Annotated in this window: 12 protein-coding genes; 7 read left to right on the top strand and 5 right to left on the bottom strand. The window is 67.7% G+C overall.

Annotated features, from left to right (window positions below; genetic code table 11):
- Position 1 precedes the first annotated feature (1 nt).
- On the top strand, positions 2–1,543 hold the full coding sequence (locus OXG83_08180) for a DUF547 domain-containing protein (GenBank protein MCY3965001.1): 1,542 nt from the start codon (positions 2–4) through the stop codon (positions 1,541–1,543).
- Positions 1,544–1,547: 4 nt separating this feature from the next.
- On the top strand, positions 1,548–3,170 hold the full coding sequence (locus OXG83_08175; GenBank protein MCY3965000.1) for a glycosyltransferase family 39 protein: 1,623 nt from the start codon (positions 1,548–1,550) through the stop codon (positions 3,168–3,170).
- 262 nt (positions 3,171–3,432) lie between these two features.
- On the opposite strand, the gene OXG83_08170 is transcribed toward OXG83_08175, so the two are convergent.
- The 4 genes from OXG83_08170 to OXG83_08155 are packed head-to-tail and all read right to left on the bottom strand — an operon-like array spanning position 3,433 to position 6,545.
- Positions 3,433–3,798 (bottom strand): hypothetical protein, encoded by a 366-nt coding sequence (locus tag OXG83_08170; GenBank protein MCY3964999.1) that lies wholly within the window; start codon positions 3,796–3,798, stop codon positions 3,433–3,435.
- A 15-nt stretch (positions 3,799–3,813) separates the two neighbouring features.
- The gene (locus OXG83_08165) at positions 3,814–4,491 is read right to left on the bottom strand and encodes an alkylhydroperoxidase-related (seleno)protein (protein ID MCY3964998.1); all 678 of its coding nucleotides are present in this window, start codon (positions 4,489–4,491) and stop codon (positions 3,814–3,816) included.
- Positions 4,488–5,480 carry a hypothetical protein gene (locus OXG83_08160; GenBank protein MCY3964997.1) on the bottom strand — a complete coding sequence of 331 codons (993 nt, stop codon included), beginning with the start codon at positions 5,478–5,480 and terminating at the stop codon, positions 4,488–4,490. The genes OXG83_08165 and OXG83_08160 overlap by 4 nt, the downstream gene beginning before the upstream one ends.
- A gap of 57 nt (positions 5,481–5,537) precedes the next feature.
- Positions 5,538–6,545, bottom strand: coding sequence for an NAD-dependent epimerase/dehydratase family protein (locus OXG83_08155; GenBank protein MCY3964996.1), 1,008 nt, complete (start codon positions 6,543–6,545; stop codon positions 5,538–5,540).
- Here OXG83_08155 and OXG83_08150 point away from each other — a divergent pair.
- From OXG83_08150 to OXG83_08135, 4 genes are read left to right on the top strand one after another with little or no spacing between them, the layout of a single operon-like run.
- Positions 6,544–8,703 carry a PQQ-binding-like beta-propeller repeat protein gene (locus OXG83_08150; protein MCY3964995.1) on the top strand — a complete coding sequence of 720 codons (2,160 nt, stop codon included), beginning with the start codon at positions 6,544–6,546 and terminating at the stop codon, positions 8,701–8,703. The genes OXG83_08155 and OXG83_08150 overlap by 2 nt on opposite strands.
- 27 nt (positions 8,704–8,730) lie before the next feature.
- Entirely contained in the window at positions 8,731–9,546 is an 816-nt protein-coding gene (locus tag OXG83_08145; protein MCY3964994.1) for a hypothetical protein, read from the top strand.
- Positions 9,547–9,560: 14 nt separating this feature from the next.
- The gene (locus tag OXG83_08140; protein ID MCY3964993.1) at positions 9,561–10,631 is read left to right on the top strand and encodes a hypothetical protein; all 1,071 of its coding nucleotides are present in this window, start codon (positions 9,561–9,563) and stop codon (positions 10,629–10,631) included.
- A 3-nt stretch (positions 10,632–10,634) separates the two neighbouring features.
- The gene (locus tag OXG83_08135; protein ID MCY3964992.1) at positions 10,635–10,763 is read left to right on the top strand and encodes a hypothetical protein; all 129 of its coding nucleotides are present in this window, start codon (positions 10,635–10,637) and stop codon (positions 10,761–10,763) included.
- Between the two features lie 15 nt (positions 10,764–10,778).
- On the opposite strand, the gene OXG83_08130 is transcribed toward OXG83_08135, so the two are convergent.
- A complete protein-coding gene (locus tag OXG83_08130) occupies positions 10,779–11,225 on the bottom strand; it encodes a DUF6152 family protein (GenBank protein MCY3964991.1) in 447 nt (148 codons plus the stop codon).
- 177 nt (positions 11,226–11,402) lie between these two features.
- Here OXG83_08130 and OXG83_08125 point away from each other — a divergent pair, with 177 nt between their 5' ends.
- Positions 11,403–14,525, top strand: coding sequence for a TonB-dependent receptor plug domain-containing protein (locus OXG83_08125; GenBank protein MCY3964990.1), 3,123 nt, complete (start codon positions 11,403–11,405; stop codon positions 14,523–14,525).
- Positions 14,526–14,582: the final 57 nt, after the last annotated feature.

Here is a 14,582-nt window from a genome sequence, read left to right as displayed (position 1 = left end):
GATGGAGACGTTCTCCTACGACGCGTGGGACCGCCTGCTGGCCGAAGTCGTCGCCGACGACGGCAAGGTCGACTACGAGCGTCTCGCGGATCGGCGCGCGCTACTCAAGGAGTTCGTTGCCGAACTCGGCGCCGCGTCTCCGGACAGCCGTCCGGACCTGTTCCCGGGGGAAGAGGACGGTCTCGCCTACTGGATCAACGCCTACAACGCGTTCACCCTGGATGCGATCGTGGACGAGTATCCGATCCGCTCGGTGTGGAAGACGCGCGACGGCCGGTTCTTCCAGCGCCGGCGGCACGTCGCGGGGGACGCGGCGCTCAGTCTCGACGACATCGAGCACGAGATCCTGCGCTCGGAGTTCGCGGAGCCTCGGATCCACTTCGCGATCAACTGCGGCGCGAACGGTTGTCCCGCGGTGCGGCCCTCGGCGTACCGGGGCGAGGGCCTGCGCGACACGCTGCGTGAAGCGGCCGGGGCGTTCCTGGCCAACCGCTGGAACTGCCGCGTCGACCACGAGGCGCGCAGGATCTTCGTCTCACGCATCTTCCGCATGTACGCCGAGGACTTCGCCGGCAGGACGGGAACGCGCGAGGAGTACCGCCGCGGCGTGCTCCGTTTTGTGGCCGAGCACGCGGGCCTCGACCTGGAGCGGATCGCCGGCTACGAGATCGTCTACAACACGTACGACTGGGGTCTCAACGACACCCACCGCGATCCGAACATCGGCCCGATCACGTTCCATGAACCCGTGGAGCACTTCTCCGCGGCCGACGGCGAGCTCAGGGAACTCCATCTCTACGAGGGCAACTTCTGCAATCGGGACTGCTCCTGGTGCACGATCAACGGCTCGCCCGACGGCTGGTATGAGCGCTACACCCCCGAGGTGCTGGACCAGGCACTCGGCTCTCTCGCCGCGGACGGCAACCTGAAGTTCTACGGGGGCGAGCCGACCCTGCACACGAGGGAAATCGTCGCCGCCATGCGCTATGTCCGCGAGCGCGGTTTTACGGGCCTGATCACCGTGTTCTCGAACGGCATCCAGGCGGAGAAGCTGATCTCAATCCTCGAGTCCGACCCGAAGAGCGAGGCGGTGCTCAACTATTCGATCTACCACGGGCGAGACGCCGATCCGATACCGGCCTACGCGCGCGAGCGCCTGGAGGACTGGGCCCGCGCGAACCCGAACCGCATCTTCCAGGGCTACAAGGTGCTGTTCCACGCGGGCGCCGGGGCCGACCAGGAGTTCGCGCGCGACCGCGAGTCGGAGTACCACGGCATGGGCAATCGCTGCGTGCGCTGCTTCCCGGTGTTGACGACGAAGGGCCGGTTCCACGCCTGTCCCTTCGCCGCCGAGATCGACTCGCCCCACTACGACCTCGGCGCCGTCGGTTCGGACTCCGGGACGGTGTTCGAGAACTACCGCAGGTTCTTGCGGTGGGTGGACGAGGAACTCGATCCTGCGGCCGAAGCCCGGGGGGTGTCGAGTTGTGAGATGTGCCACCGGCACTTGGCGGAACTGCCGGTTCCGGAGTTCGCAGGCTAGGAGCTTGCGCCGCACCGCCACCGCGACGGTCCTGCTGGCTCTGTTCGCCGGCGCCTACTGCGGCCTCTTCGCGGCGAACTCGCTGATCCGCGTCCGCACGTTCACGGCGGACTCGATGAACTACGTCGACGTCGCGCGGCGGGTTGTCGGCGGCGACGGGATCGTGCAGTCGACCGGCGGTTTCAACCAGCCCTTCTACCTGTCGGGCGATCTCGACCTGCCCTCAGCTTTCACGGCGCAGCCGCCGGGCTATCCGCTGGCGATCGCCCTCCTGTCGCGGGTCGGCATGGCCTCGGCGGACTCGGCGCTGGTCGTTTCCGCGTTGGCCTACGCCGCGATCCTCGCGCTCGTGTACCTGCTCGGAAAGCGGATCGGTGGCTCGGCGGCTGCGCTGATCGCACTCGGCGCCGCGCTTCTGTGTGTCCCGCTGACCCATCTCGGCCGAGCCGCCTTGAGCGAGTGCCTTGCGGTCGCTGTGGTGCTGCTGTTCTTTCTTCTGCTCGACCGTCTCCTCGAGCGGGGGCTGGAGGATCAGGCGCCGTGGCGCGCCCTGCTGTTGCACCTCGCTCTGGGCTTGCTTGCCGGTGCGGCCTTTGGCGTTCGCTACTCCCTGTGGCCGCTGCCGCTGGTCGGTATCGCGGCACTGTGGCTCGGCGGCTCCGGTCCGCGAGAAGAGCGCCGCGACGCGGCGAGGCGACTAGTCCCGACGTTCGGGGTCGGTGCCCTGGTGCCGGTGGCCTGGATCCTGGGCCGCAACCTGTCGGTTGAAGGAAACCACCTGCCGGCGGCGATGCCCGCGGTGACGACGCTGCCAGAGAGCCTTGAACGCGCCGTCACCGCCGTCCTCGGCGGCTGGCGCTCGACCACAGTCGGGAACTGGCCAGACGCCGCGGTTCTGGCCGTGGTGCTCGGTTTCCTCGGTGCCTTCGCGATCCGTGCGGCCAGGAACTCGGCCCGGCCGCCGGCACGCTCACGCCTGCCACTGCTCTTCTGCCTATGGTCCGTTCTCTACCTGGCGGCCGTCGTCTGGCGCAGCACGCAGGCCAACTTCGATCCGATCGGCGTTCGGCTGGCATTGCCGGCTACCGTCCCCCTCATTCCGGTGTGCGGGGCCTTGATCGGCGCCTCCCTGCCCTCGGCGCGCCGTCTCGCGTGGCTGCCGTTCGCCGTCCTCCTTCTCTGCTTCGGCGCTGCGTCCATCCGCGAGGCTACGCTGTGGGCAAGCGGCCGCGACGCCCGGGCGATGGAGTTCCAGAGCGAGCGCCAGCAGTGGCTACGCGACCACACCGGCCCAGGGGACCTCGTCATCGGCGGTGGCACGATGGATGTGCCCTTCCTGGTCCCCGGCAGCCACGCAATCTCCTACGCCGGCTTGCCCTACACGGAAGTCCTGTCCTACGCCGACCTCGAACGGATCACCGATCGCCACTGCCGCGACTTCGACCGCCTCCTCCTCGTCGTCCGGCCCACCGTCCAACTCGGCGGCGGCCGCTCCGACGAAGATCCCAGCGACTGGCTCGGCCCCTTCATCGCCGACGCAAGAGCCGGCCGCCACGAGCCGTACCCGCTCCTGGAGCCCCTGGCCACTTTGACCGAAACTCGCGTCTACCGGATCACCTGCCCCTGACGGCCAGCCCTCCGGATCCCTTTCCCCAGAGGGCCTCGCCGTCACGCGCCCTCAACCAACGACGACCGCCAGCCGGTTCGGGTCCGGGGAGAGGGTCCCTGCGAGGCTGTCGGCAAGCGACGGCCGACGCCCCTTCATCGACCACCGTCAAACCGGAGCGCAGCCGACCGCAGCGAGCGCCAACCCCTCTCCAACCGAACAAGCGCGAGCGGCCGCAGGGCCCCTCTCCCCGGACCCGAACCGGCGGGTGACCGCGCCGACGCTATGCCGGCGCCTCGGCGACGCCCGATGACTTGGCGCCGGTCCAGCGGTTGAAGCCCAGTTCGCCGCGGACGTCGGCGGTGCGCTCCAGCATCATTGCGTCGCTGGGGATGCCGGTCGAGTCGGCGACGCGGACGAGGCCGTTGAAGATGCCAATCGTCGCCGCGGCTTCGACGAACTTGGCTGGGCCCAGGGTTTTGAGAGCCCGGACGCGGGCTGCGTCCAGCTCATCCGTGGCCCGGACAACAGCCTCGGCGAAGGCCGTGAGGACCGCGCCGTCCTCCACGCCGCCGTCGGCGGCGTCCTCAACCGCCGCGCTCAGGTCGACTTCCGCTCCGACTGCATCGCTGCTCGCCCGGAGCAGCATGGTGTGGGCGGTCGTTCAGTAGAAGCACTGGTTGAGCGCCGAAACCCGGGCGGCGAGAAGTTCAACCTGGGGCCGGGCCATGGGCCGGTGGTCCCACACCATCTCATTGAAGTCGGTTGCGGTTCCCGAGTACATGGCGGCGACCATGCGGAAGAACGTGCGGACGCCTTCGGGCACCAGGCTCAATGCCCGGGCAACGTTGGCGCGTTGCCAGTCGATGACCTGAACGGGAACCCAGGCGCCAATCTCGCCCATGTTGTCGGGCCGTTCCCGCGTGGGCTCGCCGGCCTCCGGTTCGGGCAGTGTCTCGTGTTCGATCCCCATCGCTTCGCAGAAGGCGTCCGCGGCAACCGTCGTCACGACGACCGAGGCGAGTTCCACGTACCGTGCGTCGCCAAGCTCCGCGATCGTGGCTTCGGCCCAGTCCCGGTCGAGATGGGTCGGATCGGCGCCGATCTTCCGTGCCGCCTCGATGGCCTTCGCGGGAAGCGGCGTGGGCGATTCCGGACGGTCCCGGTTCCAGGGCGGCTCGTTACGTTGGGTGCGCTCGGCGCGAGCGAGAGCCGCGATCGCCACCCGCTCGGGCCCTGTCCACCAGGTGCCGGGACGACCGATGTCGGCCCACGACCTGCGTAGCGCCGCGGTCATGTCCTCGCGGACGGGAATCGGAAAGCGCTCGTCCTCGAAGCTCACGGGCTGCTGTCCTCACCTGTCTCTTCCAGGTGACGCGCGCCGCTCAAGGTGTTGTAGACGGCCCAGTTGCCCTCGTGGCAGGCGTACTCGAACATCTCGTTGTCCGGGTCGTAGTAAAGCGGGATGTTCACCGTCCACTGGTCCGTGTAGTTGACGGGATCGTCAATGGTCACGGTCCAGTCCACCGTGTGTTCGTCGACCCGCCTGAAGCGCTCAACCGTGACGAGCTCCGTGCTGACCGGAATCCCCTTGATCCGGCCCTGGGAGCCGCTGGTGGCGATCCAGCCCTTGTCGGAGAAGTTCCTCGTCTCGACGACCAGGGTGTCGCCGTCCCAGTGGCCGCGGGAGTCGCCGTTCCAGAGGTGGAGGTCCCCCGGGATGCGTTCCCGTCCGTCGACCGGGATGAAGCGGACATCGTTGATCATCTCGGAGTAGATGACGACGTACTCCGGCGTCTGGGCGATCCGGTAGTTGTTGTTGTAGCCGGCCGGGAACAGGTGCCCGGGGACGCCACGGGTGATGCAGCGGTCCCAGACGCTCATGTACTCGTACGAGTCGAACATCTTGATCAGGTTGTCGGCGCGCACCTGCTGCGCCTCCGGCCGCACCGGCACGCGGCCGGTCCGGGGATCGACGACGAGGGAGGTCCGGCGGCTGCCGACGATCTTCGTTCCGAGCTCCAGCCAGTGCAGGTTGTAGGCGCCGACGTTCTGGCCAGCCTCCGCCTTCTGCGCCGGCTGCTCCGCGCGGCTCTGGATCATGTTCTGGCGGGCCGCCTCGGCCTGAGCGACCTCCTCCTCGGTGAGGAAGGCCTTGTCGCCCATCTCGACGGGCCGCTCGAAGGGCGTCAGGGTGGTGTTCGTCCACAAGCCCTGGAGGTCCGGGTGGCCCCAGGGAGTGCGCGGCGTCTTCCAGTCGTCGGCTGCCGGGGCAGGCGCCGCAAGAAGAGCCGTTGCCGCGGCGAGGGCGAGCGTGGTCCGTCCCATCATCGGTGACATCCTCCGTCTGCGTTCGGTGGTTGCGAGGCTATCAAGTGCGCTACCTCCTCAGTCGTCGCTCATCAGCGCCTGCGCCCGTCGCCAGCGCTCGACGATCCGGTCCTCCCGTTCGTAGTCGAAACGGCCCGTGCCCGCGGCGTAGAGGTCCTTCTCGTCGGGCGGGTTGTCGTGCAGATGGCGTGCGGTGGCGCGGGTCGCCGTCTCCGGATCGACCACGTCGCGGTAGCCGAGCAGGTTGCGAGCCTTCGACATGTCGAGGAGTTGATTGGACTTCTCCGCGAGCGGGAACACGCCTCGGCAGAAGGGCGCCGGCACGCCGATCAGCTCCATCTCGGCGCCGAGTTCGTCGATGATGACCTCCGCCACGGCGCGGCAACTGATCACCCGTTCGTCGCCGGCGTTGAAGGCCTCTCCCGCCGCCTCGGGCCGGGTAGCGGCGAGGTAGACGAGGCGGGCCAGGTTCTCGGCGTAGCCACGCTGGAAGTAGGTCACGCCGTCGTGCGGGAGGATCATGAAGGGCCGTTGATCGAGGATCCGCCTGACCACCGCCCACTCGTGGTTCATCGGCGTGCGGGGTCCGTACACGCCGGGATAGCGCAGAATGACGACCTCGAAGTCGCCTCGGCCGTGCTGCTCGAAGAGCTGGTCTTCGCCCGCTGCCACCTTGCCGGTGTAGTTCTTCGCGTCGTACTGGCGCGGCGCGAACTCCGGTATGGGCAGTGGAATGCGGCCCTCCGGAGTCGGAGGCTGGGAGCCCTTGTAGACGGGCTGGCCGGTGATGCCTACGAGGCGCCTCGTCTTCCCGGCGAGTTCGTCGGCCAGGGTGCGCAGCCTGCCGTACATGCACACCGCGATGTCCCACTCCCGCGAGGCGATCTTGGCGCGGATGTCGTCGCGGTCCCGGGCGTTGCCGAGGATCCGCTCGACCGGCCCGTCGAAGTCGACGGGATGGCGGCCGGAATGGAAGATGGAGACTTCGCGTCCCGCGCCGAGGAAGCTGTTCACGATCGGCGGACCGGTGGGTCCGGTTCCGCCGACAACTAGTATGCGTGCCATGGCGCGGAGTGTACGCGGGTTGTCGGCTGGGCTGGCTTTCCTGTTGGCGGCAGCCGCGAGCGTCGACGCGCGGCAGCAGGCGGAGCCGTTGCGAGTCTTCACCGCCGAGCAGGCGGAGCGTGGACGGGCGCTCTACGAGGAGATCTGCGTCGAATGCCACCTCTCGAGCCTGGCCGGCGCGAACGAGGCGCCTCCTCTGCTCGGTGCGGACTTCCTCGACGCTTGGGGCGCCGGCGCCGTGGTCGACCTCGCGGACACGATCCGGGTCACGATGCCACCCGAGGATCGGAACTCTCTGACGCCGCAGCAGACGTTTGACCTTGCTGCCTTCGTGCTACAGCAGAATGGCGCGGCGTCTGGTGATCAGACGCTGGCCGCGGACAGCCCGGGCCTTGGCGGGTCCCTGGGCCGTCTGGGCATGGGGGGCGGATCCGCCTCCTCGAGGGACTCGGCCACGGTCGCGGACCGCGACGTCGGCGTTCCTGCCGAAGCGTCGGAGGAGGAGCACGTCACGCCGCCCGGGGAGCGGGAGATCGAGGACTTCGAACCGGTGACGACCGAGATGCTGCTCGACCCGGACCCCGGCGACTGGTTGATGTTCCGGCGGACCTACGACGGGCAGGGCCACAGCCCGCTGGATCAGATCGACACGGACAACGTCGGCGACCTGCGGATGGCCTGGTCCTGGGCGATGGCGGATGGCGTGAACCAGCCGACGCCGCTCGTCTACGACGGCGTCATGTACCTGGCTAACCCGCGCAACATCATCCAGGCGCTGGAAGCCGACACCGGCACCTTGATCTGGGAGTATCGGCGCACCCTCGAGGGCGATCTGGCGCGCGGTTTCAACCAGCTCCGCAACCTCGCGATCTGGGGCGACAGGATCTTCGTTGCCACGAAGGACGCGGCCATGCTCGCGCTCGACGCCCGGAGCGGCCGGCCGCTCTGGGAGACGCAGATCGCCGATCCGGCGAAGCGCTACCGGAACACCAGCGGTCCGATCGTCGTCGATGGGCTCGTGATCAACGGCATCAACGGTTGTATCCGCTACTACGAGGACAGTTGCTTCATCACCGCGCACGATGCCGAAACCGGCGAAGAGCGGTGGCGCACGTACACCATCGCCCGTCCCGGGGAGCCCGGAGGCGACACCTGGGGCGATCTACCGCTCATGCTGCGCGGCGGTGGCGACTCCTGGATCCCCGGCAGCTACGACCCTGACTTGCAACTCGTCTACTGGCCGGTGGCGCAGGCCAAGCCGTGGGTACCCGCGAGCCGTGGGCTGACGATCGACCACGAGGTGCTGTACACGAACTCGACCCTGGCGATGCGCCCTGGCGATGGGGAGATCGTCTTCTACCGCCAGCACGTGCCCGGCGAAGCCCTCGACCTCGACGAGGCGTTCGAGCAGGTCCTGATCGACCGCGGCGGTCAGCGGCTACTGCTCACCTCCGGCAAGCACGGCATCCTGTGGAAGCTCGATCGCACGGACGGCTCCTTCGTCGCGCTCGAGGAAATGGTGTTCCAGAACGTCTTCGACCACATCGACCGCGAGACCGGTGAGGTCCGCTACCGCGAGGACATCGCGTCGGCCGAAGTCGGGGAGTGGGTTTCGGTCTGTCCCAGCACGGCCGGAGGCCACAACTGGCAGGCCTCCTCCTACAGCCCCGCGCACGGGTTGCTCGTCGTGCCGCTGAGCCAGAGCTGCCTCGACATCTCCGGCCGCGAGCCGCGCTTCGAAGAGGGGGCGGGGGGCGAAGGGGCGGACCGGAAGTGGTTCGAGATGCCCGGTACGGAGGGACGGCTCGGCAAGCTCGCGGCCTACGACGTGGACACGATGGAGGAGGTCTGGAGCATCGAGCAGCGGCCGGCCTTCCTGACCGCGGCCCTGACCACGGCCGGCGGCGTCGTCTTCGCCGGCGATATCGATCGGCGGTTCCGGGCCTGGGACACCGCAACGGGTCGAGAACTCTGGGGAACCCGCCTGCCGACCTCGGTACAGGGCTTTCCGGTCAGCTACGAGGTCGACGGCGTCCAGTACGTGGCCGTGTCGACTGGGCTCGGGGGTGGCAGTCCGCGTTTCGTTCCAGCCCGAGTCAGTCCGGAGATCCGCTATCCGCCAAGCGGAAACGGTCTGTTCGTCTTCCGCCTGCCGTAAGCCTGGCCTTCGCTATAGTCCGCCATCATGAAAAAGCTCAGATCGGCCGTGTCGCTGCCGGCGATGCTGCTCCTCGCTGTGTCTGCTGCGGTGCAGGCACAGGACGGCGCGTACCAGGCGCCGAAGACGCCGGACGGCGACCCGGATCTCAATGGCATCTGGCAGGCGATGAACAGCGCGCACTGGGACCTCGAAGCTCACCACGCGCGGCGCACTCCGGTGCCCGAGTATGGGGCCCTGGGGGCGATTCCGGCGGGGCTGAGCGTTGTCGAGGGCGGCGAGATCCCTTACCAGGACTGGGCGCTAGAGCAGCGCAATGCGAACCGGGCGGACTGGTTGAATCTGGACCCGGCGGCGAAGTGCTTCATACCCGGTATCCCGCGGGCCAACTACATGCCCTTGCCCTTCCAGATCGTGCAGACCCCGAAGGCGGTCTTCTTCGCCTACGAGTGGGGCGGCAACAGCCGCGCGGTTCGTCTCGACCGCCCGGGCACGAGGGCGGTATTGCCGTCCTGGATGGGCTACTCGCTCGGGCGCTGGGAGGGCGACACCCTGGTGGTCGAGGTCACGGATCAGGTCGCCGACACCTGGTTCGACGCCTCGGGCAACTTCCACAGCGAGGAGCTCCAGGTCGTCGAACGCTACACACGCACCGGACCGGACTCGATGCACTACGAGGCGACGATCACCGATCCGAACGTGTTCACCGAGCCGTGGACGATCAGCATGCCGCTCTACCGGCGCCTTGAAGAAAACGCGCGCCTGCTCGAGTTCAAGTGCATTCCGCTGGGGGGAGAGGACGCGGCCTACGGCCATCTGCGCCGCGGGGCGACGCCAGAGTGAAAGGAGTCGAAGTCATGAAGCACCGACTGTCCGCAAACACCGTCGTTCTCGTCGGCGCCGCCCTGGTCGTCACCGGGGCCGTGTACGCCGAGGATGAGAAGCTCGTCACGTCCTGGGGCGTTCCGGACCTGCAGGGCACCTGGGACTACCGCTCGATCACGCCGCTGGAGCGGCCCGCCGCGTTCGGGGACAAAGCGACCCTCACCGCGGAGGAGGCACGGGAGTGGGAGGAACGGCGAAAGCAGGAACGTGCCGCCCGAGCCGCCTCCGGCGGACAGGACGTCGATCCGAGCCAGGGCGATGTCGATGTCGGCTACAACTCGTTCTGGCTCGATCTGGGCGACAAGGTCTCGGGCACGATGCGGACGTCCCTGGTCATCGATCCGCCGAACGGCCGGTTGCCGAAGATGACGGACGGGGCGATCCGTCGGGTGAACGAACGCTACGCCCTCTGGGGCCAGCCGCCGGCCGGCCCGGAAGAGCGGAACTCGTACGAGCGCTGCATCATCGGCTTCAATGCCGGCCCGCCGATGACGCCGGGCGCGTACAACAACATGATGGAGATCTTCCAGTCGCCGGGCTACGTCGCGATCATGACCGAGATGATCAACGATCACAGGGTCATCCCGACCGATGGCCGGGAGCACGCGGACGAGAGCATGCGTTTCTGGAAGGGCGACTCGTCAGGTGTCTGGGACGGTGACACGTTCGTCGTCACGACGAAGAACTACACGGATCACACCGCGTACCGCGGCACTGGCCCGAACCTGGTCCTGACGGAACGCTTCACGCGCACCGGTACGGACGCTCTGCTCTACGAGTACACCGTCGACGACCCCGAGTCCTTCGAAGCTCCCTGGACGAGCGCCCTCGAGATGCGGCTGAGCGACGACCCGGTCCTCGAATACGCCTGCCACGAGGGCAACCGCGCGATGACCCTCATGCTGCGCGGCGCCCGCCATCGCGAGCAGCAGGGCACCGCCGAAGACGGCAAGGACTGGCTGGCTAGCTGGTATGGCGGCCAGAACCGGGTCGACGCGGCGAGGGAGGCCCTGGAGGCGGCGAAGGAAGAGCAGGAGCAGTGACCAATGAGTGATTTCGACTTCTTCATCCTGTTGGCGGTGGCGTTCATCGGCTTGGAGATCGTCGCTGCGTTCGGCGTTCTCGACGACCACGAGCAGTCGAACGAGGCCTCCAGCGCCTCGAGCGACGGCTGACCAGGGACTTCGCCCTTACTGCTCAGTCGGGTCGGCGCCGTCCCGGGGCGCGCCGGTGCCGGAGGAACCCATGAACAGGCTGCGGCCGTCGGGGAGGGTCATGTCACGCCCGCTTCCCCGGCAGTTCGGTGTGCACATCTGGTCCTTGCTCTGGTAGCCGCGGACGATGACCTCCGTCCCGGGCCGGAGCAAGGTGCGGGTCAGGCCGCGGCGAACCAGGGTGTTCGGCGTGCCGGCTTCGAGTTCCCAGGTCATCGTCTCGCCGCTGTCCAGGGTGGTTTCTACGTGGACCCAGGCGTGGGGGTTGATCCACTCGACCTTGGTGATCTTGCCTTCGATCTTGATCGGCAGGTTCGCGTCGAACTCGGCCGAGAAGGCGTGGTGAGCGGGAGAGGGGCCCGTCGCGCTCAGGGTCAGCGCGAGAACGGCTGCGGGCACGACTCGGTGGACTCTTCGGGACATCGTGAAACCTCCTGTTGGAGGGCATCTTAGTCCAGGAGATGGGGACGGCTTCCCAGTTTGGAGGTGTTGGCGTGTATCCTTGCTGCCCAGCCCTTCATCCGCTCTAGGCTACGGTGGTCAGGTCGGCGCCGCCTCGGCTAGCGACGAGCGGACTCGACGCTTTCCCAAGGAGGCGATATGTCCCGAAAGCTGTTGTTGGCCGTCCCCATCTTCCTTCTGTCCTTGTTGCCCGTAGCGGCGTTCGCTGACGGCGAAGCGAGCGAACCGGGGCCCGACCCCGGGGTGCCGCCGGCCGAGGCCGTGGCGCTCCAGGAGGACGAGGATCACGACGACCATGAAGGGGAAGAGCACGGCGACGAGGACGATGTCCTCGACTTCCACGCCCACGACGTCGTCGTCGTCACCGGCTCGGCGATCGAGGAACCTGCCGTCGACCTCCCCTACGCCGTCGAGGTGCTGAACCGGGAACTCCAGAAGGAGCAGGGGTCGCTGCAGGCGGTCGATCTGATCAAGAACCTGACCGCTTCGTCCGGCGTGATCGGCGAGGCGAACAGTTGGTACAACGACCAGGGGACGGCGGTGCCCGAGAATGTCGCCAACGTGAACCTCCGGGGTCTCGGGGCCTCGAGGACGTTGGTCCTGCTCAACGGCCGGCGCCAGACGGCGCTGCCGGCGCGGTTGTTCGGCGGCCGCTTCGTCGACATCAACGCCTTTCCCTCGATTGCCGTTGACCGCATCGAGGTGCTGAAGGAAGGCGCCGCCGCGATCTACGGTTCGGACGCCGTGGCCGGCGTCGCCAACTTCGTCACCCGCGACGAGTTCACCGGGTTCGAGGTTTCGCTTTCGCACGAGAGCATGGACGGCGGCGGCGACTCGACGGCGGGCGCGATCTGGGGCGGCAAGCTGGGCGGCTCGGACCATCACCTGGTCTTCTCGCTCGAGCGCGCGGAGCGTTCGCATCTCGGCGCCCGGGAACGGCCCTACACGCTCCAGGACCGCGCCACGGGCTGGTTCTGGGGTTGGTCCAACACCGGCAATCCGGGCATCTTCCTGCGCCCGAACCTCACGGGCGGCGAAACCTCCTCCGCCTTTGTCGAGGAGCTGGCACGGGCGCGCAACGGCGCCGCGGGCACGGACTACTTCGTCGATCCCGCGTGCAACGGCCTCGGCGGCTACGACCGCGGCTGGACCTGCGCCTTCCGGTATCAGCCGTGGGACAGCCTGATCGAGGCGACGGAGACGAACCGCTTCTTCGCCGAGTTGAACGGTCCGCTTGCCGAGAACACGACGTACCACCTGGAGGCCCTGTACGCGGACTCGATCATCCCGAACTACGTGACCACGCCTTCGTTCCCTCCGGTGTCGTTGCTGGACGGCCTGCAGCTGATCTCGAACGAACACCCGGGGCGCACTGAGTTCTGCAACAGTTCCTTCGGCGTGGGCGGCTTCGCTTCGGGCGAGGAATGCCTGCAGGACGACTGGTACTTCTACGGCCGCCTGGTCGGCAACGCGGGCCCCGGGCGCGGCCTGCGGCGGGGCACGGAGACGACCCGCATCGCGGCGAACATCGACCACGATCTGTCGGTCGGCGGCAAGGCGGCGAACCTTGACGTCGGCGTGAGTTACTCGCGTGCGACCGGCAACATGAACCACCCGGCGGAGTACGCGTATCGCAAGTTCCTCGCCTTCCGCGGCTACGGCGGCCCGAACTGCGGCGTCGGCGTGGTGGCTGACGACACGAGCCCCTCGGGGATGCGGCTTGGCGATACCGGTTCGGCTCAGGCCGGCGCCGGCGACTGCTACTACTACAACCCGTTCGGCCACGCGATCGAGTTCTCCGCCCAGCCGGGTGCGCCGTGGGAAGACAGCCCGAATCCGATGTACGTAGCAGGCCTGGAGAACAACCGGGCGATGCTCGACTGGATCAACGAACAGGTGAACGTCGAGAACGAGGCGGAACTCGTCGTGGCGGAGGCGACGCTGTCGGGCAACTGGCTTCCTGAGAGGCTCGACTACGCGTTCGGTTACCAGTACCGCCACGTCGATGTGAGCGCGATCCCGAACGCGGTCGGCAACTACGCACTGAATCCCTGCGTGGTGCCTGGCGACCGGTCCTGCGTCGACCCGGCCACCGGCAGGCAGAGGGGGGCGCGCGCCGGCACCTTCACGTTCACGTCGGGCTACTACCCGTACGGCGACTCCCAGGCGGTTCACCGGGCATTCGGCGAGCTGTCCGTCAACGCGCTCCGGGGCGACATGCAGTTCGCGGCGAACTACGAGCTCCACGACGAGATCGACAGCTTCGATCCGAAGTTCTCGGGCCGCTGGCAGCTTTCGGCGGGCGAAGACCACGTGCTCTCGTTCCGCACCTCGGTCCAGACCACGTTTCGCGCGCCCTCGGTCGACGATCTGAACGAGGAGGTGCGCACCACTCTGGAGTACCTGAACACGGTCGGCGTCTACAAGGCGGTCGACGCGTTCGGCAGCCGGTCACTGTTGCCGGAGCAGGCGTTCACCTACAACCTGGGTCTGGTGCTCTTCGCCTCTCCCGGAATCGACGTGACGCTGGATTACTGGAGCTACGACTTCGACGACGTGATCGCCCCGCTGCCGCAACAGGATGTCGTGCGGCTCTACGACGAAGGCTACGGCGGCAACCAGGCGGCGTTAGGCGCGGTCATGGGCAGAGTCGTCTGCCCGGGTGGCGTAACGGACGGTTCCTGCGTTCCGGGCGACATCGAGAGGGTGCGGATCGACCTGATCAACTGGCCCGGAATCAAGACGTCGGGCTTCGACTTCCACCTTCACGGCCACGTGGACGCGGGCCCTGGGGAACTCTCCTTCGGCGTGGACAGCACGTACACGACGAGCTACGAGCTGAAGAAGCTCGAACGTGACGGCGTCGTCTACCGCGAGCAGAAGGACGTCGTCGGCCTGCTGAACCGTGACACGCCGATCGCGCCGCCGCTGCCGGAGATGAAGGCGAAGGCCTCGCTCGGTTACCGCTGGAGCGACTACAGTCTGATCGGTTGGGCCAACTACATCTCGTCCTACGAAGACAGCAACATTGCGTGGACGCCTCCCGAACTGCTGCCGATCGACGAGTGGCTCACGTTCGATCTGACGTTCCTGTGGCGCTTCCCGCGGCTCGGTTTCGACCTCGCCCTGTCGGCGATCAACCTGACCGACGAGGATCCGCCGCTCGTCTTCTTCGAGCAGTCGTTCGACGCGCTGACCGCGAATCCGAAGGGTCGGCGGTTGAAGGCGCTGATGAGCTACCGCTTCGGCGGCGGCTCGTAGTCGTCGCTCCAGCGCGCCTGGAACCGCCCATGGGAGTAGGATGGGCGGTGCGGAGGC

It is taken from the genome of Acidobacteriota bacterium, from assembly GCA_026707545.1.
Lineage (GTDB): Bacteria > Acidobacteriota > Thermoanaerobaculia > Multivoradales > Multivoraceae > Multivorans.
Note: the sequence above shows the minus strand (reverse complement) of the source record. Positions and strands in the feature narration are given on the sequence as shown.